Origin of the sequence: Rhizobium viscosum (assembly GCF_014873945.1) — a bacterium.
Lineage (GTDB): Bacteria > Pseudomonadota > Alphaproteobacteria > Rhizobiales > Rhizobiaceae > Rhizobium > Rhizobium viscosum.
The window spans coordinates 271059-295046 of the sequence record NZ_JADBEC010000002.1; the positions used below are offsets into that span (position 1 = coordinate 271059).

Genomic DNA, 23988 nt, shown 5'->3' on the forward strand with positions numbered 1-23988 from the left:
ACTCATTGCACATATAGCTTCCGAAGAACCGTGCTACAAATCCGGAAATGACGTTAAAATAGTGTACCCTTTCTTGCTCAAGGGATCCTTCGTGAGAACGACTGTTGTGACGTCGGTTGAAACTGACTGAGTTGCCCCTCGTTGCACGACAGCGCCGACGATTGAGGAAGAAGGAGAACTGATTTCCAACGTGCCTTGACCGCCCCCAGCCATCCACGAGGAAATTTTTGCCTGATTTGCAGCATCAGCAACTGTATTTGCGATGGCAGCACTTGCGGTCTCGATATCTGGAAAGCTCGAAGCGTTTTTCAAATTCGGATTGCTCGCTAGTCTCGCTAAGAGATCAGCATCTGTCTTGCCTATATGCTGGGCAATGGTATGGCCGCCGAAATTTTCGAACGCAATAAGGGAATGACCTGTTACATCGACAATCCCATCCGCCGTCCTGGTGGCGGCTTTAACCGCATCGACAAAACCTGCGTCGCCTTGGCGAAGCACCGTGTGGGTCACATCATCGATAATGCTGACGATTTGATCGCCTTCACGCACTATCACTGCGCCGCCGGCCGAGGCTACGGTGACAGAAAAACTAGACCCGCCGATAGCTTCACCAAAGCCTGTGTCGAGTATGGCGTTTACTGCTTCAATCCGACAAAGCGTATTGGCAAAGCAAGCGGCAATTTCCGGCGTCGCCGCAACCAAGGAACCTGCCGCAATTAGAAATGCCGTCCCTATACGAGCACGGCCGACTGAATCGCCGATGGCGTCGGCATGTAGGTTGGCATAGGTGTTTAGCGTTGTAAGCAGCGTCACACGGTCCTGCACACTCAGGTTCTGAGTGGCAAGCGCCATTGCCGCCCGAATGCTGCCCAGATTCCCGCCTCCGACGCCATTGATAGCTGTTATGTCCGATGAGAACAGCACTTGCGCGAAGCTTGCTGCCGCCTGTTGAATGATCTGGGCATGCTGTTGGGGCGACATGCCCGTTTGCTGTGACAAGCCTTTTAGGAGGAACGCCGCATCCAGTGTCGATGAGCTCCCGCCATAAGCAAGATACATCAGCCCTTGGTACTGGGACGGATTGGATTTGCGCAGTGCGGCCAGCTGGTCCTGCGTAGATTTCTGAAGTGCCAGAATTTGATCGCCCAGAGCATCGCCGCCGACGCGATAGGCTTCTGCTGTTTTGAAATAAGCGTTGAATTCGGCAGTGTTGGGAACGATGCCCGAATTGCGGAGGTCGTCGATGCTGTCGCTGCAAAGAACATATTGCGCCATCTGCTGCTGCAGATTGCTCTGTGCCCGAGCGAGCACCTGCGCCTGCGTCGAGGACAAAGACCCCCCGTTGGCGACAAGCGCATCCAATGACTGGATTATCGAGAGACTGTGCTTGATCTCGCCTTCCGCAGCATGAACGATGGAATCGCGGATCGCATTGTATTCAGCCTCAGTGAGGTTCGTGCTTCCGAACTGCCCTTTGAAGCGGATGACGCAGCCCGATCCAGCATAGGCCGGCGTGACAATCCAATCCCAGATGCTACCCTGATCTCCTCCTGTGCAAACTTTCAGAGTGTCCGGATCAACTTCCATGAGCCGCGCGATAATCGCTTTGGCTTCAGTAGCGCTGCTCTTGTCCAAAGAACCGTTTTCAACGAGACGGTCGATATAGGTGGCAGCCTTTTCGATTACGGTAACAACGCCTTCCAAACTCTGCACGGAGACATAAGGCTCAAGATCGATATGCTTGTCCTTGGTGATGACCGATTGCTGGCCCGGATCCTTGTTGATCTCATCGGCGGACTTGGTCGCGCCGCTGCTTTCCAGCGCCGCCTGCTGATCCTTGTCGCGGATGGTGATGTCGCCGTTGACGGTGGACTTGACGCTCTGCCTGACGTCGTCGAGCTGGTATTTGCCCTGAGCGCTCGAATTGTTCTGTGACTTGCCGTTGGCATCCTTGCCGCCATAGAGGTCAATATTGGCCTCGACCTCCACGTTTTTATATTCCTTCGATCCCTCGAAGTCGGAATAGGTCAGCGTGCCGGTGTTGAGATCGACCTGACCGCTTGAGGAGACGATGCCGGCGGCAGCAAGGTTGGTATTGCCACCGACGTAGACATTGGTGGCGCCATCGGAATAAAGGCCGGAAGGCGTGTCGATCCAGTTGGTCGAACCCTTGCCTGAGCCGAAGCCCGGCTGGATGCCGCCCAGCGTGATGCCACCGAGCGCCTTGCCGGCATTTTCGCCGGTCAGGAGCGGTGAGCCATCGCTTCTGCCGATCGTCGGGCCGGTAAAGCTGAAGCCGAGCGATGTCGAGCTACTGGCGCTCGCGCCTGTGCTGGGCGTTGACATAATATCGAGATTACCGCCGACCTTGCCGTCGATCGTATCGGCGGAAAAGACGGTGTTTTCGAGCTTCGTATCGCCCTTCGAGTTGAAGGTGATATTGTTCGATGCGCTGACGATCGACATCACCTGCGTCGTCGACGCACTAGACGATTTCGACTGACCGGCCGAGACGCTGCCCGTCGGCGTAATTCCCGTCGCACCGCCAAGCCCAACGCCGACCGATACACCAATGCTGGCGCCTGCCGACTTGCTTCTCGACGAAGCCTCGGATGTCGCCTGGGCTCCGGCCATGTCGATGGTATTGGCCGAAATCAGCACGTTGCCGTTCATTGGATCGTCGGCATACTCGTCATCGGCTGTGGCCGCTATCTGCAGGCCGCGGCCGGTGAAATCGCCATTCGTTGCGATGATGCTGACCGAATTGCCGCTGATCGTCGGTAGCACGGGCGTCGAGGAGGAAAGCTCTGTTTCCGTCTTCGAATAGGTAAACCCAGCCGTCAGCGAGATCGATGCGAGATTGCCGGCGGCCAACCCGTCCTTCAGGCCGCTCAGCGCATCATAGGCCTGCATGCCGGCAAAGACGGCATTGGCGGCGGAGTAACCGTCAGAGACATTCCCGACCTTCGAGGCAAGATTCTGGACGCTTTGGCCCGCGCTAATCATGCTCGAGGAGACACCGAGAGTAACGCCGGCAAAGAGATTGGTGGCGACCTCGTCGAAGTTCGTGACGTCGTTACCCGAGAGAATATTGACGCCCTTGTCGCCAATGATCGTGACGGCTCCGCCGGCCGCTATCTGCCCTGCCTGATCGTTGAAAGTATTGCCGGCGGAAAGCGTGATGTTGCCTCCGGCGTCGATCGTCGAAACCGCATTGGTGTCGGCGCTCTGTGTCGTCTTGTCGGTGAAGCGACCTGCGCCGATGCCGATCGACGCGCCACTGCCGCCTGCCGAAACCTGCAGGCCGAAGCCGGAACGCTTGTCGTCCTTTGAGCTCGTATCGCTCTCGTGGCCCGGTAGGATATTGATATTGCCAGCCGCCGTGCCGGAAACGTTCCCATCGGTCGCCGAGATCGAGGAACCGATAACGTTCAGGTCGCCCTTGGTGGCATTGAGCTTGATGTCGCCATTGGCCGCGGAGAGTTGTGAGCCGACATTGTCGACCGAGCTGTTGCTCGTCGTCGCATCATGGCTGCCATAGATGGAGATGAAGCCGCCGCCGGAACCGACGCCGATGCCGGACTTCTTCTTCTGCTTGTCGGTCTCATGCTCTTCCTGCGCCCCCATGACGGTGACCGTCGAGCCGGAGAGGGCAAGATCGCCGCCGGCACTGACGCTGGAGCCGGAGACGACGGCTTCGCCACCCGCCTGCAGCTTGACGTTGCCGGTCGCCGAGATGTCGGAGCCGACCGTAGTCTCGTCGTATCGGTGGTCGTGGGACTTGCTCGAAGACAGCAGGCCATGGGACGAGCTGTCACTGGTGAACTCGTCGGTATCCTTGCCCGAAGCGATGACGACGTTGCCGCCGGCGTTGATGGAGAGATCGGCCGCCTTGTTGATGTCGTCACCGGCACTGACCGTTGATGCCGAGACGGTGGTGTCGCCGCCGGAGGTGATCGTGACCCCCTTCCCGCCGCTGACCGACGATCCGACAGCCGTCTGCGTCTCGGCATGGCTGGTCGTCTTCTTGCCGCCGCCGAAGAGGCCACCCTTCTTCTTGTAGCTGTAATCGGTGGTGGTGGTCTCGACGGCTTCGGCGATCGTCACGTCGCCGGCGGCCTTGAGGCCGAGCGTTCCGTCGGCTGCAACCGTGCTGCCGATGACATTGAGGTTGCCGCCGGCCTCGGCGGCGATCGAACCGCCGGCGGTGATCTGCGAGCCGGTCACCGTCGTCTCGACCTTGGTTGTCGTGCTGCGCCGGTCGTGCTTCGTCCTGGTCGTTGTCTTCCCCGTCGCGGAGATGTTGATATCGCCGTTCGAATTCAGAGCGAGATTGCCGCCGACGGCCACTTTCGAGCCGGCGACGAGAATGCCGTCATCCCCCTTGATCGACAGATTGCCGCCTGTAGAGACCGAGCCGTTGACGATCGAAACGTTGTCGGCGGTAAGGCTGGCATTGCCGCCCGCCTTGAAACTGCCGCCGGTGGCCGCGATCGACGAACCGGAGACGGCAAGATTGCCGTTCGATGCCACCATCCCGGAGGTGGCAAGCACGCCCGCATCGATGGTGACGTCCTTGCCTGCGATGACAGCGCCGGCCGAGGCAATCCGTTCCTTGTCGCCGGGTGCCAGATGCAGGACCGGGGCGAGCACGCTTTTGCCATCCACCACCTGCCATTCGTAGACGACGACGGATTGGGTAAGGCCGGCAATCTCTTCCGCCGTCAGCGGCTCGCCAAGCCCATGCTGATGCGTTCCGAGATAGTCGGCACCGTTGTCGAGCAGTTGCTTGATCTGGCTGACCGTATCATCGCCGGCAAAGCCGGAGCCGGTCACCTGCCTCAGCTGCTGCTCGACATATTGGTTTTCGAAATAGGCGTCGCCAAGGAACAGGATCTGGTGATCCGGCTGGTAGCCGATACGATCAAGGAAATAGCTGGAGCCGTAGAACTTCGACACGTCGAGGAAGGCCGCGCGGGTCTCGAACAGGAACGACTGGCCGGGGATGGTGCCGCCAAAGCCGCCGGACTGCGGGGCTGCAACGCCGCCAAGCGTGAACAGAGCCCCGCCAGCCGTCATGCCGGCCAGCAATGCGGTGGGATCGCTGGAGAGTGCAGGTGCGGCAACCGCGACATGGTCAGCGATCGTTCCGGCAAGGGCGGTATTGTTGACGGCGGCAAAGCCACTGATGCCGATCGCGCCCCCTGACTTGATCGTCGCGGGAACACCGCCCATCGCCGTCACACTCTCCACCGTGCTGCCGGGGAAGAGATCCTTCGACGGATCGCGTGTGCCAAACGGATTGAGCTCTCGCGTCGTGACCAGGTAGCCATCGCCGTTGCCGCCCGTTTCACCGGTGTGCCGCTCCATCCACTCCTGCGCGATGAACGCGGGATAGTACTCACAGCCTGCTGTTGCGTCACATCTCAGCGAAACTGTGCGCTGCAACTGCAGGCCAAGATTGGTCAGCGTGCCGGTGCCGGTGAGCGTCATGCCCGTGCCGGCCTCAATGGCGCTATAGGCGTTGGTGAGATCGACGGTATTGATGGACAGGATCTTGCCGGCCTTGATCAGCGCAGTCGGACTTCCATAAGAGAGAACGCGGTCCTCGAGAACATCTCGGTAAACGTGGTGATTGGTGTCTTCCGTGATGTAGATTGTGCCGTTGTATTGGATACCGTTGCTTGGTGAGCAGGTTGGGCAGAGCCTTCCTTTGAGGCTGTCATAGGCGGCGACAGTCGTACTGGAGATCAGCTGGCTTGTGACGGTGGGAGCGACGATCTTTTCGTTGCGCAGATTTGTGGTGGTGATCGTCATGTTCCGGTCTGCTGTGATCAGGCCGGACCGGTTGACGATGGCAGCGTTGCGCGCTCCGCCGGCGCTCCCGGCGATTGCAAGATCACGACCGGCGACAATTGCGCCCTGATCGTTGGCAAGCACGCCGCCGATGAACAAAGCCGCGTCATTGCCGGCATAGATTAGCCCGGTGGCGGTGTTGGTCAGGTTGCCGGAGACGTTGATGGTGAGATCGTTGCCCGCGGCAAGCTGTCCGGCATTGGTCAGTTGCGTCAGCGAGAGCGTCAGGTCATGGGCGGCCAACAGATTGGTGGCCGCCGTGGTGGTAAGGCTGCCTGCGGCAATGGCGATATCGCCGGAGCTGTGGGTGCTGGCGGCACTGCTGGAAGTCACCGTATTGAGCCGCGTTCCCGTCAGATCGGCCGTCCCGGAGGCCACAAGATCAATACCGCCGAACGTCAGTTGACTGCCGGTGAGATTGGCGCTTCCGGTATTGACATGCAGCGTGCCCGAAGTCGCAATCCCGCTCCGGTTGCCGGAAAGATCGACATGTCGCTCACTGATCGTGATGTCGCCGCCAGCGGCCGTGCGTTTGTCCAGGCTGATCACGCCTGCAAGCGACGACAGCAATATGGCCTCGTTTGCCTCAAGGCTGCCGTAGCGGATATCGCCGCCGGTCGAGACCTGCAGATTGCCGCCGGCAAGGACGCCGCCCGAGAGGCCAAGGTCGAGACCGGCAAGCAGAGCCACATCGCCCTGCGAAAGCAACGTGCCAGCTGTGATCGCGCCGGAAGCGGCCGTCACCGACAGGGCCGCGTCGGATTGCGCCGTACCGGTGATGCCGATGCTTCCAGCCGCTGACGACAGCGACATCGGCCCCGCCGTGGCTGCCTCACTCAGGGTAAGGTTGCCATCCGCCAGGACGCTGAGGGCACCATTGCCGGAAAGCGCGCCGCTGACGTCGACCAAACCTGTTCCGCCATCGATGAGAATATCCTCTTCGGCCCCAACCGACGCTAGGCTGACGTCCTTGCCGGCCTTGACTGACACGGCCTTCTTCGAGGTCAGCCGTCCCGCCGTCACGCTCCGCTTGGAGGCGATGGTGACGCCTCGGTTGCCCGACGCATTGCCGATCGAGATCTTGCCGTCCGATGACAGAGACAGTTCTCCGACATTGGCCGCCATATCGGCGCGCATGCGAACGCCGGCGCCCTTTTCCGTGACGACCATCTTGATGCGGCCGGCCTGCATGGCGCCGAGTGCCGAGCCGTCGATTGCATATTCGGGTGTTCCCGATGTCGCGTCGAGGGCTGTTGCTTCGCCGGTGGCGTAGTCGAACTTGCTTTGGCCCGCCGTCAGGCGCAGGTCCTTGCCATAGACCGGACCATCGATCTTTACGGTGCGGGATATGACGTCGAAGATGTCGACCGCACCGTCGCCGGTCGCGAAGTTCGCGCCCTTCGGGCCGAAGGTAACGTTCCCATCCCGGACCGTGAAGCCGTTCAGCCGTCCATCGGCGCCAATATCAGGGTTGCCTGTCGTTAGCGTGGCGCGTGGCGTATTGATGAAGCCGCAGCCGTCGCAAGTAATGCCGTTCGGATTGGCAATGATGACATCGGCGCGCCCGCCGAACACTTCGACCGGCCCTTCCAGTGCGCTTCGCCTGCCGCTGGTGACTTCATTCAGGATGACCGAAGCCGGGCCGCTGTTGCGCAGGTTCGAATTGCCCGGCGTGACACCGCCGAGCTTGGACGTGCCGATCTCGGCATTGTAATTGTTCAATATCAGACCGGGCGTTCCGACATTGAAGTCGCCGTATTTATTGTGGGAGAGACCGGCACTATTCGGCGTCGCGATATCGATCAACGGAATGCCGTTCGGCGCCGCCCCGATGTCGGGCCGGTTTGCGGCCGGTGCTCCCGCATCCGGCGTCACCTGCTGGGCTTGCAGCAAGGCCGGTTGAAACAAGAGAAGGCCGCTGAGAAAGGTCGCGAGTGCCTTGCGCGCCAGACCGGAAGACGCATGCGGCTCTTTGCGCTCTGCGGATCCGACAGGGACTCCGCACCAAACGGAAGAAAGCAACCGGAACTTGCTCATGCTGTCACAACCTCTGCCAAACCAACCCGGTTGCAATGCAACAAACGGGAAATCAGGCAATGCGACAACTTAACGGTGAGAGTCAACGTGCACGATAAAACTGTTCAATCTTAAGATGATGATTTCCTTAATATGACTTCGACGATTTCAGGCAATACCTACGGGCGTTTGTTTTCTAAAGTTAAAGAGATCTAGATAAATCAATTCGTTAGTTGCAATGATGGTGCCAAACTTGCCGTAGAACCCAGCGATAGGAGGCGTGAGCAACCTTCTGTTGAGATAGCGTTAAGTTTGGCGAAAGATTCAATCTCTACGAGGGTTATCATGGGCTGGAAAATGCTCGCTTGGCGAGCGCTTCCGGCATTTGCGAAAATAAGACGGTGAGGCATGGAATTGCGTTATTGCGTGAAAGAGACGGTCTCCCTGAAGGGCCCGACTGAATTTCAAAAACCGTCACGGAAGTAGAAGCGCATCATGCGAAGCATTCTCCCGACGTCGTGGCTCGCGGTTTTCGCCATAGCAAGCTTTGCGGCAGCCAAAGGCTTTGCGCAATCAGCCGAACCACCGAGATCGCCGGCAGACGAGTTCATGCGCCGGCAGACCGACCTGAAACGTGCACAGCGGCTCAATGCCCTCCAGGCTGCCACGCCTGAGGATTCCCGGGCAGAAGCACCGCCGCAGGTCGATAAGAGCGAGGGACCGTGCTTCGGCGTTACGCATGTCGAGGCGCAAGGCGTTACACTGCTGCCGCAGGCAGCACTCGCGCCAGTTCTCGAACGCTATAAAAACAGCTGCATAGGCCTTGCCGACATCAACGCCCTGCTGAAGGGCTTGACCTTTCTCTATGTGGACAAGGGCTACATCACCTCACGCTTCTATGTTCCGGAGCAAGACATCGCCGCAACGAAGACATTGCGTCTTGTCGCAGCGGAAGGATCGCTTTCGGATATCTACCTGAATGGCAAGCCGGTCACCGCCGGTGGCGAGCTGGCAACAGCTTTTCCGGGAATGCGAGGCGGGCCGGTCAATATTCGGGACATCGAACAAGGCCTTGACCAGATCAACCGGCTCTCCTCCAATAGCGCAAAGACGGCGATGTTGCCGGGCGCACATCCGGGCGAGTCAATCCTCAACGTCGAGAACAAGCCGGACAGGCCGTGGCATCTCTCGGCCGCAAACAACAATCTCGGTCAGGCTTCGACGGGCTACTCGCAAACGTCGCTCTCGCTCGGCATGGACAATCTGTTCGATCTGAACGACCTCCTCTCGCTTTCCTATCAGCACACCGGACCGGACTATCCCTGGCCGAATGACGGGGTGGGCCGAAGCAATAGCATTTCCGGCTCGTTCAGCGTGCCTTACGGCTATTGGACGCTGAGCCTAAACGGCTCCTGGTATCGCTACAGCAGCACGATTCCCGGCAACTTCACCGATATCGAAACTTCGGGCGATTCAGGCCAGTTCGGTTTCAGCCTTGATCGCGTGTTGCTGCGCGATAAGGACTCCATCACGACGCTGAATACCGCTCTCAACTACAAACAGACCGACAATTTCCTGATGGGCAACCGCATCGAGGTCGGCAGCCGCCAATATAGCGTCGGCAGTCTCGGCATCTCCCATTCGCGCCGGATGCTCGGCGGGGTCTGGGTGTTCGATCTCGGCTACAGCCAAGGGCTTGATATCTTCGACGCGGTCCAGCGTGGCGAGCCGGCAGCTGCTGATGCCGAGCCGGAATTCTCAAAATTCTCCGCTACGCTCAATGTCACTACACCCTTCGAAATCTCCGGCCAGCACTTGCAGTATGCCACCGTTATCAACGGGCAATATTCGCCGGACAATCTGTTCGGGGCCGAGCAAATCTCTCTTGGCGGCTACAGCAACATACGCGGCACCCGCGACAGCGTGCTGTTTGGCAATAATGGCCTCTTCACCCGCAACGAGATCGTCTGGCGCACGCAGCCATGGGCAAGCAGTGCGCTTCTCGTCAACAGACTGGGCGAATTGCGGCCCTATGCCGGAATCGATTACGGCCACGTTTTCGGGCAGGAGCGCTTCGGCATCGAAAGCGGCGACATCGCCAGCTGGACAGTCGGAAGCCGTCTGGCAGGCGGGACGATCAATGCCGATCTCGGCTATTCTCACATCTTCAAGAGCCCGGCGGATACCAGCATGAGAAATTTATTCTTCGTGAGCGCTGCGCTGGCATTCTGACATGGTGTCACGGCGCGATCTGATCCAGCTCGCCGAATATCTCAATGACCGGCCGCGAAAATGCCTCCGCTGCAAAACCCCGGCCGAGGTGTTCATGGCATATTTGCGCGAGGGAGCCTGATCCCCTACCCTTGCAAACCGGCTATGACGCATTGCGGCCAGTTTCACCAAGCGTCATCAGGAAACACGCAGTTTCGTAGCGCCTGAGTTCGCCTTAAGGCGCGGAGAAATACCCAGGACTGCAACGTCACCACTATGGGCTTCAAATGAACGAGCATATGAAGGCTGTTGAACTCAAAAAGGCCTTTCGCCTGATCAATTACGGGCCAACGATCCTGGTGTCGGCCCGCCACGACGGCATCGACAATGTCATGGCTGCTGCATGGTGCTGCGCGCTCGATATCGATCCGCCGAAGCTGACCGTCGTCGTCGATAAGATGGCCCAAACGCGCGCGATGCTCGAGGCAAGCGGACGTTTCGTCATACAGGTGCCAACGATTGCTCAGCTCTCGCTGACCCACGAAGTCGGGAACCGCAGCCTGTATGAAGAGCCGGACAAGCTAGAGAAGTCAGGGGTCTCGATTTTTGATGTGCCGGGACAGGACGTGCCCTTCGTGGAAGGCTGCTCGGCCTGGCTCTCGTGCAAACTGATCAATGAGCCTCATATACAGGACGCCTACGACCTGTTCATCGGTGAGGTAACGGCGGCATGGGCAGACGATCGAGCGTTTCGCGACGGACACTGGCACTTTGAAACGGCCGGCCCCGAATGGCGCAGTCTGCATCACGTCGCGGGCGGCCATTTCTACGCAATTGGCGAAGCGCTTTCAGTTGAACCCGAACCTGCCGAGCGCGTGGGGTCCCCGCTCTGAGCGGAAGGCCAATTTAGCCCTTAGTCGCCCTGCCGACGACAAGGTTCTGGAAAAAGAGGAACAGGAGTGCGATCGGCACCGTCATCGCCATGGAGGCGGCCATGACCGCTCCCCAATCGGTGTTGAACTCGACCCGATCGCGATATTTGCCGTCAAGGAGCTCGAAGACCGGAACGCCGAGCGTTTTTACCGTTGATGTCGACAAGGGCCGCCTCGATCGCGCCGAGGGCGGTGCGGAAGACCGCACCCGTGGGCACAGCCAATTGTTATTTGACATCCCGATTTTTTGATTCCTATAGTTGGTCTATTATGAACTAGATCTTGTTCATATAAGAAACAGGCGCGCAGCGAACTGGAGGAGCAGATCGCTGACGACCTGAGGAGGAGGCTCATGGGAATCCGATGGAGCCGCGTCATTCCGAATCTGGCCGTTGCGCCTGCGGCACTGTTGACGCTTGTCTTTTTCATTGGGGCGATAGGCTGGACCGTCTATCTCTCCTTCACGGCGTCCAGACGCTTTCCCGACTATGAGCTGGTCGGCTGGAAGCAGTATTGGCGGCTGTTTCACGATCCGTCCTGGATCTTGTCGCTGCAGAACCTCGTCATCTTTGCTGTGGGCAGCCTGCTGTCGATCGTCACAGGTTTCATCCTGGCAGCGCTGATCGACAAGGAAGTGCATGGCGAGGGGGTTTTCCGCACTGTCTTTCTTTATCCGCTTGCCGTCTCGCTGATCGTCACAGGCCTCGTCTGGCGCTGGCTCTTCAATCCGGGCCTCGGCGTCGAGAATGTGCTGCACTCGATGGGCTGGGAGAGCGCCTCCTTCAACTGGCTTGCGAGCCAGGACACCGTCATGTTCGGCGTCATCCTGGCTGCGGTCTGGCAATCGACCGGCTTCTTCATGGCGCTCATGCTCGCCGGCCTGAAGTCGATCAATACCGAAATCTGGCAGGCCGCGCGCCTCGACGGCGTGCCCTTCTGGCGGCTCTATATCGAGGTCATCATTCCCATGATGAAACTCACCTTCCTGACCTGCATCATCCTGCTCTGCATCGGCGTAGTGAAGGCCTATGACATCATCGTCGCCATGACCAATGGCGGACCGGGCGGCGCATCGGTCATGCCCGCTTATTTCGTCATCGATGCCTATTGGCAGAAGCAGAACCTCGGCTTCGCATCGGCGGGTGCCACCGTCATGCTCTTGACGACGCTCGTTCTCTTCCTGCCGCTCGTCATCATCACCGCCATCAGGCAAAGGAGGGAGGCATGACGGCAATATCAGCCGCATCGCAAGCCGGTCGCGAGACGAAGGTGCGCCGGCGTCCGCTGATCCGGCCGAACCGGGTGGTGATCTTCCTATTCCTTTTGATGGCAGCCGCCTTCTTTGCGGTGCCGCTTTATGTCATCGTCGTCACATCCTTCAAGACCATGGATCAGATCCGCGAGGGACAGATCTTCTCCCTGCCCTCGCCCTGGACGACCGATGCCTGGTCCTATGCCTGGATGCAGGCCTGTTCGGGCATGAACTGCAACGGCGTGCGCATCGGCTTCGTCAATTCGCTCTATATTCTGGCTCCCAGCCTGGTTCTGACGATCTCGCTGTCGATCATTACCGGCTACGGTCTGGCGCTCTGGAACGTCAAATGGGCGAACGGCTTCCTGTTCGTGCTTTTCATCTGCGCCTTCGTGCCGTTCCAGATCATCATGTATCCGCTGATCAAGATCACCGGCGCACTGCATATCTACGGCACGACATTCGGCATCGCCGTCATTCACAGCGTGTTATCGATGCCTTTCCTCACATTGATTTTCCGCAATTATTTCAAGGGAATGCCGCCGCAGATCATCGCCGCCGCGATGATCGATTCCGGTTCCTTCTGGCGGATCTTCTTCGAGATCGTCCTGCCGATGTCGGGCAACATCATGATCGTCGTGCTGATCCTGATGATAACAGGCATCTGGAACGACTTCCTGGTCGGTCTGACATTCGGTGCGCAGGACACGCAACCGATGACGGTCGTACTCAACAACATTACCGTCACGACGACAGGCGCCAAGAACTATGCGGTCGACATGGCTTCGGCGCTGCTCACCGCGCTGCCGCCGCTCGTCATCTACTTCGTTCTCGGCAGGTTCTTCGTGCAGGGCATCACTGCCGGCGCCATCAAGGGATAGAGGCATGCCTTCCATCGCATTCAACAATATCGTCAAGAAGTTTGGCGCGCTGACGGTCATCGAGAACCTGAACCTCAGCATCGGTGACGGGGAGTTTCTGGTGCTGCTCGGGCCCTCCGGCTGCGGCAAGACGACCCTTCTCAATCTCCTGGCTGGCCTGCTTGAGATTGACGACGGGGAAATCCTCATCGACGAGCGGGATGTCAGCTACCTCGATCCCAAGGATCGCGGCCTCGCCATGGTCTTCCAGTCCTATGCGCTTTATCCCACCAAGACCGTGCGTGGGAACATGAATTTCGGGCTGTCTTCCCGCGGCATTTCGCGGGAGGAGGCGGATAAGCGGATCGCCTGGGCGGCCAGACTCTTGCAGATCGAGCATCTGCTCGATCGCAAGCCCTCCCAGCTTTCCGGCGGCCAGCGCCAGCGTGTGGCAATCGGTCGGGCGCTGGTCAAACAGTACGGCGTCTGCCTGTTCGACGAGCCGCTTTCCAACCTCGACGCCAAGCTGCGCAACGAGATGCGCATGGAGATCAAGAAGCTCCACAACCAGCTCAAGAATACCGTCGTCTACGTGACCCACGATCAGGTCGAGGCCATGACCATGGCCACCAAGATCGCCGTGATGAACAAAGGCGTCATCCAGCAGTTTGGCACGCCGGATGAGATCTACAACGAGCCGGCCAATCTCTTCGTCGCCGATTTCGTCGGATCGCCGGCCATGAACCTGCTCGACTGCACCCTCAGACGCGACGGCGGCGATCTCGTTGCCGTGGATGAGAAGGACGGCATCCGCATCAATCTCGGCGAATATAAGTGGAAGGCGAAGGCTGCCGAAGGCAAGCCCGTGAAGATCGGCTTCCGGGCGGAGGAGCTTCTGATCGAGGAGCGCCATGATGCGGGAAATACCGTCCGTTTCGATTGCCCGGTCGAATATTTCGAGAAATCCGGGCCTGATGCTTTCGCCTTCCTGACCATGTCGGGAAAGAGCATCGCGGTACGCATTGATGGGCGTGACGCAAATCGCTATCGCAGCCAGCCGGCTCTGCCCGTTTATCTGCCGCTGACCAAATTGAACGTCTTCGACGCTCCGACCGGCCAGCGGCTCTGATCAGATTAAAAAGGGAGGAATGTTGCATGACGAAATGGAAATCGCTGAAACGACTGACGCTGTTGCTTGCCGCAACCACTCTTGCCGCCAACGCCTGGGCAGATGAAGTCGTCGTCTATCACACCTGGTCCAAACCATCCGAGATCGCGGCGCTCACCGTTCTCAGGGAGGCGTGGGCCAAGGACGGCCACCAATGGAAAGATTTGTCCATTGCTCATGACTCCGGAGCCAATGTCAGCCTGATGAACATGATCACTGGCGGCAATCCGCCCGCGATCTTCATGAATTCCGATCCCGGCATCTATCGGGATCTGAACAAGCAGGGCCTCGGCGTACCGCTCACCAAGCTGTTCGATAGCATTGGCGCCACGAAGAACTTCCCGCCCTCGGTCCTCAAGAACATCACTGTCGACGGCGAGATCATGAAGGCTCCGGCAACCGTGCATATCGACGGCATGGTTTACTATAACAAACATGTCGCCGAGGCTGCGGGCGTCGATCCGAAGTCCTGGAAATCGCTCGACGATCTCTTTGCGGCATTCGACAAGGTCAAGGCCGCCGGCTACATCCCGATCGCCCAGGGTGGCGACCAGTTCCAAAAGGCTTATCTGCTGCAGGCACTGATCGCCTCGGAAGAAGGCCCCGATATCTACAATCGTTTCTATGGGGAAAAGCCCGACCGCACCGTGATCGATACGCCGGAGATGCGGGCGGCTCTTAAGCGCTTCCGCCAGATCGCCGATCATACGGATCCGGGCTCGCCCAATCGCCAATGGAACGACACGACCAATCTGGTCATCACCGGAAAGGCCCTGCTGCAGATCCATGGCGACTGGATGAAGGGCGAGTTCATGGCCGCGCAGAAGAAGCTCGGCGAGGATTTCGACTGCATCAACATTCCGGGAACCAAGGCTGTCGTCGTCACCGTCGATTCCTGGGGCTTTCTCAACACCAACAATGCTGACACGGCAAAAGCTCAGGAAGACTTCGCCAAGCTCGATGTCGATCCGAAGCTCAATGCCGATTTCGTGCTGAAGAAGGGTGCAAGCCCCGTTCGTACCGACGCCGATACGACGAACCTCGATGCCTGCAACAAGCTCGTTCTGGAAACGCTCAAGGACCCGACGAAGCAAGTTTCCAACCCCTTCAATATGGCCGACGCCGACTGGTATCGCACCATCTGGCAGGAAGCCGATAAATATTGGAGCGATCCGAAGCGGACGGATGATGAATTCGTCCAGGCGATGCAGGACGCCTACGACCAGATCTTCTGAGATCGACAGACGAAAGAACCCGGCAGGTGGCTGCCGGGTTCTTTCAGATTTTGCCGCTACAGCAAAACAGTGCAATCAGACTGATTCAGCATGCAGCCTCTTGATGGCCTGCAGCTGAATACAATCCGGCGCCATTTCCATGACCTCGATCTGCGTGCCATCGGGATCCTCGATCCAGGCACCGCGATTGCCATCGATACCGATTTTGGTCGGCCTTGGCTGACTGGGCTGAATACCGACTTTTGCAAGCTCTTCGAACGTCTTGTCGATATTTTCGACGGTGAGGCAGATATGGAAGATGCCGATAGTGTCAGGGGCGGTTTCCGGCCGCCTTACGCCCTTTGGGAAAAGCTCCAGATACTGATCGTCGTTGATGCGCAGATACACGATCCACGCTTCGCCTTGATCGTTCAGCAGACGCGTCATCTCGCGAAAGCCGAGCTTCTGGTAAAAGGCGAGCGACTTGTCGAGGTCGTTGACGCGCAAGGCGATATGACCGAGATGCTTGAAAAGGTCCATGGCTCAGGCCCGTCCGTTGATGCGGCGAACAGCGGCCGTCTGCATGGCGTCAGCGCCAAGCTGCATCAGTTCGATACGGTTGCCCTCGGGATCCGCAATCCAGGCCTGGTAGTTGTTGTCGACCCCGAGCTTCTTTTCGGCCGTCAACACAACGCCACGGCTGGTGATGTCGGCGATCGCCTCGTCGATGTTTTCGGCTTCCAGGCACAGATGATTGTAGCCGACATTGGCAAATGGCGGTGCGCTATCGCCAACACCCTCCGGAAACAGCTCGATAAATTGCGTGTCGGTGATCCTGAGGTAGACGATCCACAGGCGGCCGTCACGCTCGAGCCGGAACATTTCGTCGAAGCCGAGCTTGTTGACATAGAAGTCGAGCGAGCTGTCGATGTTTTTCACACTGACGGCCACATGTCCGATCGATTTCACACTTTTCATGCATCCTCCTCCGTCTTTCCGTTTCACCACGCATGCTGGCGCAGCCACTCGCCGAACCTCCTGATCCGGCATTTTTCGGAACGTCGTGCCGAGGACAAATCGACGTGACGTTTCCTATTTGAACTGATATAAGTTCATTTAAGAATTTATCGGCATTCGCGTGTCGGAGTCAATCGAAAGGAGCCGCGATTGCGTGAACTCCAGGCATTGCTTATGGAAGGCTAAGCATTGCCTGATGGCCTGGCAGGATTTTCAATGACTGACATTCGTGAAGACGCCGCGCAGAAATATCGGATCCCCGTCATCGAGCAGATGGTGGAGGTGTTTGCGCTCCTGGAGCGTACGCCGGAAGGCGCAACGATACGCGACGTAGTAAAGGCCGTGAAGCTGTCGCGAACCACGGTCTACCGCATGCTGAACACGCTGAGCGCCTACGATTTCGTGCACCGTTCACCGGCGGGAAGCTATACGCTCGGGCGGCGCCTGCTCACCCTTGCTGCCCATGTCGCCCCCACCGTTGCGAGCTACGATCTCCTGGCGATCGCGCAGCCGCATTTGAACAAGATCTCGGAGCTCCTGGGTGAAGGCAGCAAGCTGACGGTACCATCAGGTGACAATATTCTGGTCGTCGCCTCAGCGCAGGGGCATGGCCAATATGCTCTGTCGGCGACGGCCGGCCAGCGCCTGCCGTTTCATGCGGGCGCGGCCGGCAAGATCCTGCTCGCCTTTTCACTGCAGGAGGATATTGAGCGCCGCCTGACCAAGCTCGAGCGCTTCACCAGCCAGACGATTACCGATCCCAGGCAGATGCTTGATGAGCTTGCGCTGATCAGGAAGCAGAACTGGGCGCGGGACATGGGGGAGCAAATGTCCGGCGTTCACGCAATCGCAGCCCCCGTCCGGGATCATCAGGATACGGTCATTGCAGCCGTCAGCGTTCCCTTCGTCACAGGCGTCGACGAAAAGCGTATAGCGGACATCAGACAGGCGGTGATCACGGCAGCACAATCAATCACCAACGACATCCGCTCGGCAACGCCTCACATGGCTTCGAAAGAGCTGGCCGGCGAGAAGCCGGCACCAAGGCGCGCAAATCAAAAAGCGGCAACAAGGCCGAAGCAGCGATAGACATCCAGCGGTCTGAGCTCTCCTCCCTCGACGGACGATGCATTCACGCATCGCCCGACCGGGGGGATAGAGTTCTAAATGAAACTGCCTTCCTTCAAATGCTTTGGGATCGGATCCGGACGACCGCAGCTGCTGCGGATGGCGACCGGCCGTTTGGACTGCGCAGATCGTTCAAAGGCGGTCATCACCTCAAGGGCATGAAAAGCGAGTTCCGACGAGACGCGGTGCGGCCTGCCGGAGCGCAGTGAATCCACCATCTCGGCTGCACCAAGACCTCTCAGGCCGAGATGACCAGGAACGCCTTCAACATAGGGATGGTCGACTGCCACTTCCTCCCAGGCCTCATCGCCTTCGGTGAAGATCTCGACCTTGCCCGTGAAATTGTTCGGGTCCGGCGTTACCATCGAGCCCTTGGAACCATAGATCTCGATCTGGTTGTGCTTGTGCTTGATGACGTCAAAACTCGTGGCGATCGTCACCGTCGCACCGCTATGGAACTCCATGACGCCGGTCAGATGCGTCGGCGTCAGCACCTTGATCGTCTCGCCGAAACGTGGCTGCGTCTTCACAGTCCGCTCGATGCGAGTGACCTTGGCAGCGCCGAAGACTTCGCGAACCGGCCCGAGAAGGGCAATCAGATTGGTGACGTAATAGGGGCCGACATCGAGCATCGGCCCGCCGCCGCGACCGTAGAAGAAAGCTGGATTGGGATGCCAGTGCTCATGACCTGGCAGAAGCAGCATGGCGGTTGCTGAAATCGCCGTGCCGATGCGGCCTTCATCGTAGAGACGCCGCGTCAGCTGATGGCCGCCGCCGAGGAACGTATCGGGTGCGCAGCCGAGCCGCAGATCGCCGGCGCGGGCAAGCGCCATCAGTTCCTCGGCTTCTTCCATCGAAACCCCGAGCGGCTTTTCAGAGTAGACGTGTTTGCCGGCAAGTAGCGCCTTCTTGCTGATCGAATAGTGAGCGGCCGGCGTGGTCAAGTTGATGATGAGGCCGATTTCGGGATCGGCGAGCATTGAATCGAGCGCCACCGACTGGATGCCGAATTGCTCGGCAAGTTTACGGGCGGGCTCCTGGTAGAGATCGTAGATCGATTTCACGCGAATGAAATCGAACATATGCAGCGTCGCGACATAGGTGGCACTGATATTTCCGGCACCTACAATGCCGACTCTCATAGGGTTGTTCCCGCTCATTTTTGTTCCTCAGGCGATGATGATGTCGAGTTCGGCAGCGCAGTCGCGCAGGTAGCGGATGCCGCGCTTCATTTCGGAATCGAATTCAGGCGTGGCTTCCCGGAAGTGGGTCCAGTGCGACGCGCCGGGCGCATCCTCGAGTTCCAGGGTGATCGGTCCGGAATAGCCTATGGTGCGCAGGGCCGCGAAAATCGCCTTCCAGTCGATCTTGCCGCGACCGGGGCGCCAGTGGGCATTGGTATGTCCTTCATTGTCTGAGAAATGCGTGTTGTAGATCCGGTCGCCGAGCTGCAGCACCACGTAATGCGGCATGTCGCCCGCTGGAAAGAGATGGCTTGGATCGAAATTGAGCCCGAGATTGGGAGCGCCCGTGCGCTCGATCAACCGCAGCATGCCTTGCCCGGAGCTGACCCAGCGATAGGGATGTGGCTCGATGGCGACACGCAGCCCGGCTTCCGCTGCAATAGCGCAGGCGGCCGAGAAGCCTTCCACGACGACCTCATATTCCTCTGCCCAATCCCATTCTGGCCTCACGGCAGCGGACCATTCCTGGGCCGTCGGCCGCTGCAGGATCGGCCGAATATCCGATTGGAAAGGATAAGGCGTCATGCTTGTCATGATCGGCGTGCCGATCTTTGCCGCCAGCTCGACGCCGCGTTTATAGGCATCCAGGTCCACATGGGAGACCGGCGCTCCATCGTCGCGTGAAAATGGCAGATTGTAGAAGAAGTTGGTCAGCGTCAGCCCTTCACCGTCGGCGATCGCCTTGAGCTCGCGGATCGTCTTGTCGGTGTAATAACCGAGCATCTCGACCGACCATGCGGTCAGCTCGAACCCTTTGCAGCCGGTGGTCGCCAGCCGGCGCAGAGGCGCCGCATAAGGCGGATTCCAGTTGAACGTCCAAATTGGCGAGCCGAAAAAAAGTGCTTGAGCACCCACGCCGTCCTCCCATCATTGTCGCAATGTCTTTCTCTCCCTTTGGAACGCTCCAACCTACTCCAAAAGTCAATTCGTAACGTTACGAATGCACAATAAGGCTTAGGCTGTCAACGCCTTCCGTCATGCAACTTTTGCCGCATTGCGGCAGGGAAAGGCGAATTCGTAACGTTACGAACGACTTGCGCTACGCGGGATTTCTGGGGATCTTTAGCGAAGGCTGAATTCGCTGCGGCGTTCGACAAAACTGGCGCGTACGATCTCGCTCAGACTGGATGCCGGCTCGCCCTGCATCGATCTGTAGAGGAGATCGCTCAGACGCTGTCCGATGACGAAATTCGGAAAATAATAGGTGCTGAGCGGCGGATTGTAGAAGTCGTGAAGGCGACTGCCGGAATAGGTCAGGATAGAAAAATTCTCCCCGACCTTTCGGCCAAGATCGGCAAGACCGGAAACGAAGCCGAGGGCTGCCTCGTCGCTTGCCACGAAGGCGCTCGTCACACCAGGATATTTGGCAAGCGCATCCACGGCAATCTTCTTGCCGCTATCAGGCGTGGTTGCGGTGAAGAACATCCGCTCGTCGGGAACGGTCTGGTTCCGGCGGTTGAACTCAGCTGTCCAGCCCTTGATGAATTGCAGGCTGTAGGTGAACTGGCTGGAAGGTGCGACGAGCAACGGCGCCTTGTGTCCCGCATCGAGCAGACGCGCCGCCGCTGCCGCACCGATCTCCTCGTGGTCGATATCGATGCTCGGATGTTTGCTGAGGAGTTCGGTGCGGCCGAAGGTGACGAAGGGCATGCCGACCTCCAGCAGATATTTGACCCGATCGTCCTGCGGCCTGGTATGAGTGAGGATGACGCCATCTACAGTTCCCTCCTCGACAAGATCCCGCACAGTTGCCAGCGGGTCATCTGCCTGGAACTGCGGGACCACAGTCGTGCGATAGCCAAGTTGTTTTATTGCGCCACAAAAACCCTCGATCAGCGAGGCGACGACGATATTCATCTCGCCATCCCGATGAAACGGCATGATGACGCCGACAGCGTGGGTCTTGCCTGTTCTCAGGTTTATGCCACCGAAGTTCGGTCGATAGCCGAGGTCGGATGCAGCTTTTTTGACAAGGTCGATCGTTTCACGGTTAACCTCAGGGCCATCCTTGAGCGCGCGGCTGACGGTCGTGACGGAGAGGCCGAGCGCTTTCGCCACGGTGCGCAGGGTCACCCGCTGTGCTGCCCTGCGGGATGCCGCCAGTTTCGCTTGATCCACCACGCAGTTTCCTCCAATTCGACAGCCGATGTCCTTGCTGGGACACGGCAATCTCTAACCCATCATGGGGGTTTCGTCCAAAGGGAGCGGCCGAATGCGAAGCCGGCATCTGCGAATTTTCGACGCCACCGGTCGTTGACAGCAACAGCTTCGGCTGGCCACGCGGCCATCGTTCCCGTAATAAGCGGATAACTATTTAGTTATTTCGTAACCCCGAGGTATTCATCATGAAATTCTATAAGCTTCCGCAGACCGACCTCGACGTGTCGAGCATCATTCTCGGAATGATGCGGATCGCCAATATGAGCAATGGCGAAATCCAGCAGCTCGTCGGCGCCGCACGGGACGCCGGCGTGACCTTTATCGACCACGCGGATATTTATGGCGGTGCACCGCATCGCTGCGAAGCTCGTTTCGGCGATGCGATTTCCCTCACAACTGCCGAACGCGAGAAGCTTGTCATCCAGAGCAAGGTGGGCATCCGCAAAGGATTTTTCGATTTCTCTTCCGAGCATATTCTGGCCTCGGTGGATCAGTCGCTCGCAGCACTGAAGACCGATTACCTCGACGTGCTTCTGCTGCATCGGCCGGATACGCTTGTCGAACCTGAAGAGGTTGCGGCGGCCTTCGACACGCTCAAATCTGCCGGCAAAGTCCGCCATTTCGGCGTTTCCAACCATACGCCTGGCCAGGTCGAGCTGCTCAAGACCGCGGTCACGCAGCCGCTCATCGTCAACCAGGTGCAGCTCAGCATCACCCATGCGCCGCTGATCGCATCGGGCGTTGCCGCCAATATGGCCGGACTTGACCAGTCGATCGATCGCGATAACGGTCTCCTCGATTATTCCCGCATCAACGGCATCATGCTGCAGGCCTGGTCGCCATTCCAGAAGGGCTTCTTCGACGGTGTCTTCCTCGGCGACCGCGAAAACTTCGCCGATCTGAACGATGCCATCGACGAACTCGCGAAGGCCTATGGCGTAACGCCGACGGGTATCGCGGTTGCCTGGATCACCCGTCATCCGGCAAAGATCCAGGTCGTGCTCGGCACTACGAAGCCGGAACGTGTCGTCGAAGCCGCGGCCGGTTCTTCTGTCTCACTGACCCGCGAGGAATGGTATCGGCTGTTCAGGGCTGCGGGACATACCCTGCCCTAGTCTGCCCGAAGATGCTCCAGCAGATCTCTCCGAGGTCGAGGCACTCGAGGAGCAGCGCATGATCGTCCCTCGGCCGTCGATCTGCTCGCAGATCGGATCGTCATGGCCCATGCCAAGGACCGCACGAGCGACGGACGTTTCGCGCCCGCTGGCAAGCGTGTTCTCGAGTATGTCACTATCTGCACAGACTAGCGTTCGATCGGTTTCGACGGCAGCCTGATCACTCAAGGGCTTGCGGCGGCCATTGCACACCGCCCTCACGCCCGTCATGATGCGCTCACCCTCAGCATACACGGACGGCCATGCGCATCTTTCTTGTTCGACACGGCGAATCTTTCGGCAACATCAGCGAGAGCGCCTACCGGCAGTTCGGCGATCACAATGTTCCGCTGACGGAATGGGGTTACCGGCAGGCGCTGGCAGCGGGGCGCAGCATTGTTTCCTATCTGGCAGCGCTGCCCGGCGCTACGCCAAAGGCGACCATCTGGCATTCGCCATATCTGCGCACGCGCCAGACGAAGGACGCGATCATCGAGGCCTCGCCTGCAGACGCCATCGGCGATGTGCATGAGGATTATCTGCTGCGGGAACAGGATTTTGGCCTGTTTACCGAGATCTATGACCGAGCCGAGCAGCGGCGCAAATTTCCGGAAGAATTCGAGAAATGGGCGCGGCTTCGCAGCAATAGCGGCAAGTTCTATGCCCGCCCGCCTGATGGAGAGAGCCGGGCGGACGTTGCCCAGCGGGTGCGATTGTTTCTCCAAACTGTCATGCATGACATCGGCAGCGGCAACGACACTGCAATCATCGTCGGCCACGGCGTCACCAACCGTGCCTTCGAGATGAATTTCCTGCATCACAGCGTCGAATGGTTCGAGCGCTCCGACAATCCGGGCAATGCCGATGTGACTCTGATCCACGGCACGCATGTGGAAGGCTATCGCTCGACGCTTCTGCACAAGGCCGACGACCGCGATCCCACCGAGGCGACCGAAATGCGCGGCGCCTACGGTTCGGAGCTGACGATCGCACCGAAGACTGGCGTATAATCTGGTGGGCACATAGCTGCATCAAAAGCACAACCGCTGCTCGAGGCTGGTTATCTCCTGCTGGCTCAAGCCGATGCCCGTAAGATAGGCACCGATGCCGCCGTATCGCCGGGCGAGATGTTTAAGCGTCTGCGCCATGCTATGGGGCGCAGAAGCGAGGACGAGGTCGACACGGTCGACCGGCATACCGCGGGCGACTGCCCGCACGCGCAGCTCGGCAAGCAGACGGCCGGATATCGATCCGGTCAGCGCATAGTCCTCGATGATGACAGTTTCATCGACGCCGGCATTTGCGAGCATCAGGGCGGCGATGACACCGGTCCGATCCTTGCCTGCCGTGCAGTGAAACAGGACGATCCCTTCCGCTGCACGCGCAATCGCCGTCAGCACCTTAGCAATCGCCGGCTGGCAATCGTCGAGCGCCTGGCAGTAGCGTTCGCCCATATCGAAATTCGCCGATTGCCCCGCAATCATCTCGACCGGCCCCAATGCCGAAAACAGCGGTATGTTGGCATAGCGAACCTGCTCGTGATCCATGAAAGGATTGGGCTGCTCGGCGATTTCATGGGGATTGCGCAGATCGATCACCGTGGTGAGCCCGTGATCCACGAGCACATTGATATCGGTCATGCTTAGCGCGTGCAACGCATCGCCGCGCAGGATCGAGCGCCAGCGCGTCAATCCGCCGGTAGTGGTCGGATAGCCGCCAAGGTCGCGCACATTCGAGGCGCCATCCAGCGCGATCAATCGTTCATAGGTCAGCATG

General features: G+C 58.9%; 17 protein-coding genes and 2 pseudogenes. 11 read left to right on the plus strand and 8 right to left on the minus strand.

All coding sequences use genetic code 11. From position 1 onward, the window contains the following. Window positions 1–33: 33 nt before the first annotated feature. Window positions 34–7893 (minus strand): two-partner secretion domain-containing protein, encoded by a 7860-nt coding sequence (locus tag H4W29_RS22255; RefSeq protein ID WP_192731041.1) that lies wholly within the window; start codon window positions 7891–7893, stop codon window positions 34–36. Between the two features lie 474 nt (window positions 7894–8367). Here H4W29_RS22255 and H4W29_RS22260 point away from each other — a divergent pair, with 474 nt between their 5' ends. The 3 genes and pseudogenes from H4W29_RS22260 to H4W29_RS22265 all read left to right on the plus strand — a co-directional run bounded on the left by H4W29_RS22260 (window position 8368) and on the right by H4W29_RS22265 (window position 10976). After that, complete coding sequence (locus tag H4W29_RS22260; protein ID WP_192731042.1) at window positions 8368–10104, plus strand: ShlB/FhaC/HecB family hemolysin secretion/activation protein; 1737 nt, start codon at window positions 8368–8370, stop codon at window positions 10102–10104. A 4-nt stretch (window positions 10105–10108) separates the two neighbouring features. After that, a pseudogene (locus tag H4W29_RS34905) lies at window positions 10109–10225 on the plus strand (IS30 family transposase); the annotation flags it as partial. A 145-nt stretch (window positions 10226–10370) separates the two neighbouring features. After that, complete coding sequence (locus H4W29_RS22265) at window positions 10371–10976, plus strand: flavin reductase family protein (protein WP_192731043.1); 606 nt, start codon at window positions 10371–10373, stop codon at window positions 10974–10976. 13 nt (window positions 10977–10989) lie between these two features. Here H4W29_RS22265 and H4W29_RS34445 read toward each other — a convergent pair whose 3' ends face one another. After that, window positions 10990–11181 (minus strand): hypothetical protein, encoded by a 192-nt coding sequence (locus H4W29_RS34445; protein WP_246517411.1) that lies wholly within the window; start codon window positions 11179–11181, stop codon window positions 10990–10992. 186 nt (window positions 11182–11367) lie between these two features. Between H4W29_RS34445 and H4W29_RS22280 the strand changes: the two genes are divergently transcribed. The 4 genes from H4W29_RS22280 to H4W29_RS22295 are packed head-to-tail and all read left to right on the plus strand — an operon-like array spanning window position 11368 to window position 15530. Then, window positions 11368–12243, plus strand: a complete 876-nt coding sequence (locus H4W29_RS22280) for a carbohydrate ABC transporter permease (protein WP_192731044.1) — start codon at window positions 11368–11370, stop codon at window positions 12241–12243. Beyond that, window positions 12240–13148 carry a carbohydrate ABC transporter permease gene (locus H4W29_RS22285; protein WP_192731045.1) on the plus strand — a complete coding sequence of 303 codons (909 nt, stop codon included), beginning with the start codon at window positions 12240–12242 and terminating at the stop codon, window positions 13146–13148. The genes H4W29_RS22280 and H4W29_RS22285 overlap by 4 nt, the downstream gene beginning before the upstream one ends. Window positions 13149–13152: 4 nt before the next feature. Next, on the plus strand, window positions 13153–14256 hold the full coding sequence (locus H4W29_RS22290; protein ID WP_192731046.1) for an ABC transporter ATP-binding protein: 1104 nt from the start codon (window positions 13153–13155) through the stop codon (window positions 14254–14256). A gap of 26 nt (window positions 14257–14282) precedes the next feature. Continuing rightward, on the plus strand, window positions 14283–15530 hold the full coding sequence (locus H4W29_RS22295) for an ABC transporter substrate-binding protein (protein WP_192731047.1): 1248 nt from the start codon (window positions 14283–14285) through the stop codon (window positions 15528–15530). 75 nt (window positions 15531–15605) lie between these two features. Here the strand turns inward: H4W29_RS22295 and H4W29_RS22300 are convergent, their stop codons facing one another. Then, a complete protein-coding gene (locus H4W29_RS22300) occupies window positions 15606–16049 on the minus strand; it encodes a VOC family protein (RefSeq protein ID WP_113201806.1) in 444 nt (147 codons plus the stop codon). A gap of 3 nt (window positions 16050–16052) precedes the next feature. Then, window positions 16053–16487 (minus strand): VOC family protein, encoded by a 435-nt coding sequence (locus H4W29_RS22305; RefSeq protein ID WP_192731048.1) that lies wholly within the window; start codon window positions 16485–16487, stop codon window positions 16053–16055. Between the two features lie 255 nt (window positions 16488–16742). Here H4W29_RS22305 and H4W29_RS22310 point away from each other — a divergent pair, with 255 nt between their 5' ends. Then, window positions 16743–17615, plus strand: a complete 873-nt coding sequence (locus tag H4W29_RS22310) for an IclR family transcriptional regulator (RefSeq protein ID WP_192731049.1) — start codon at window positions 16743–16745, stop codon at window positions 17613–17615. A 74-nt stretch (window positions 17616–17689) separates the two neighbouring features. Here H4W29_RS22310 and H4W29_RS22315 read toward each other — a convergent pair whose 3' ends face one another. From H4W29_RS22315 to H4W29_RS22325, 3 genes are all read right to left on the minus strand, one after another. Then, the gene (locus H4W29_RS22315) at window positions 17690–18796 is read right to left on the minus strand and encodes a Gfo/Idh/MocA family protein (RefSeq protein WP_246517413.1); all 1107 of its coding nucleotides are present in this window, start codon (window positions 18794–18796) and stop codon (window positions 17690–17692) included. A 27-nt stretch (window positions 18797–18823) separates the two neighbouring features. Then, entirely contained in the window at window positions 18824–19753 is a 930-nt protein-coding gene (locus H4W29_RS22320) for a sugar phosphate isomerase/epimerase family protein (RefSeq protein ID WP_192731051.1), read from the minus strand. Window positions 19754–19960: 207 nt separating this feature from the next. Then, on the minus strand, window positions 19961–21016 hold the full coding sequence (locus H4W29_RS22325) for a substrate-binding domain-containing protein (RefSeq protein WP_192731052.1): 1056 nt from the start codon (window positions 21014–21016) through the stop codon (window positions 19961–19963). Window positions 21017–21243: 227 nt separating this feature from the next. Between H4W29_RS22325 and H4W29_RS22330 the strand changes: the two genes are divergently transcribed. From H4W29_RS22330 to H4W29_RS22335, 3 genes and pseudogenes are all read left to right on the plus strand, one after another. Beyond that, window positions 21244–22173 (plus strand): aldo/keto reductase, encoded by a 930-nt coding sequence (locus H4W29_RS22330; protein WP_192731053.1) that lies wholly within the window; start codon window positions 21244–21246, stop codon window positions 22171–22173. 16 nt (window positions 22174–22189) lie between these two features. Beyond that, window positions 22190–22422, plus strand: a pseudogene (locus H4W29_RS34815) (sugar phosphate isomerase/epimerase family protein); the annotation flags it as partial. 53 nt (window positions 22423–22475) lie between these two features. Then, window positions 22476–23222: a phosphoglycerate mutase family protein gene (locus H4W29_RS22335; RefSeq protein WP_192731054.1), complete on the plus strand. Its 747-nt coding sequence runs from the start codon at window positions 22476–22478 to the stop codon at window positions 23220–23222. A 21-nt stretch (window positions 23223–23243) separates the two neighbouring features. Here H4W29_RS22335 and H4W29_RS22340 read toward each other — a convergent pair whose 3' ends face one another. Continuing rightward, window positions 23244–23987, minus strand: a complete 744-nt coding sequence (locus H4W29_RS22340) for a tyrosine-protein phosphatase (protein WP_192731055.1) — start codon at window positions 23985–23987, stop codon at window positions 23244–23246. Window position 23988 lies beyond the last annotated feature (1 nt).

Bases quoted from the DNA above. Each gene is read 5' to 3' on its own strand.
- H4W29_RS22255 (WP_192731041.1), bottom strand. From the start codon at position 7,893: ATGAGCAAGTTCCGGTTGCTTTCTTCCGTTTGGTGCGGAGTCCCTGTC.
- H4W29_RS22260 (WP_192731042.1), top strand. From the start codon at position 8,368: ATGCGAAGCATTCTCCCGACGTCGTGGCTCGCGGTTTTCGCCATAGCA.
- H4W29_RS22265 (WP_192731043.1), top strand. From the start codon at position 10,371: ATGAACGAGCATATGAAGGCTGTTGAACTCAAAAAGGCCTTTCGCCTG.
- H4W29_RS22280 (WP_192731044.1), top strand. From the start codon at position 11,368: ATGGGAATCCGATGGAGCCGCGTCATTCCGAATCTGGCCGTTGCGCCT.
- H4W29_RS22285 (WP_192731045.1), top strand. From the start codon at position 12,240: ATGACGGCAATATCAGCCGCATCGCAAGCCGGTCGCGAGACGAAGGTG.
- H4W29_RS22290 (WP_192731046.1), top strand. From the start codon at position 13,153: ATGCCTTCCATCGCATTCAACAATATCGTCAAGAAGTTTGGCGCGCTG.
- H4W29_RS22295 (WP_192731047.1), top strand. From the start codon at position 14,283: ATGACGAAATGGAAATCGCTGAAACGACTGACGCTGTTGCTTGCCGCA.
- H4W29_RS22300 (WP_113201806.1), bottom strand. From the start codon at position 16,049: ATGGACCTTTTCAAGCATCTCGGTCATATCGCCTTGCGCGTCAACGAC.
- H4W29_RS22305 (WP_192731048.1), bottom strand. From the start codon at position 16,487: ATGAAAAGTGTGAAATCGATCGGACATGTGGCCGTCAGTGTGAAAAAC.
- H4W29_RS22310 (WP_192731049.1), top strand. From the start codon at position 16,743: ATGACTGACATTCGTGAAGACGCCGCGCAGAAATATCGGATCCCCGTC.
- H4W29_RS22315 (WP_246517413.1), bottom strand. From the start codon at position 18,796: ATGAGAGTCGGCATTGTAGGTGCCGGAAATATCAGTGCCACCTATGTC.
- H4W29_RS22330 (WP_192731053.1), top strand. From the start codon at position 21,244: ATGAAATTCTATAAGCTTCCGCAGACCGACCTCGACGTGTCGAGCATC.
- H4W29_RS22335 (WP_192731054.1), top strand. From the start codon at position 22,476: ATGCGCATCTTTCTTGTTCGACACGGCGAATCTTTCGGCAACATCAGC.
- H4W29_RS22340 (WP_192731055.1), bottom strand. From the start codon at position 23,987: ATGCTGACCTATGAACGATTGATCGCGCTGGATGGCGCCTCGAATGTG.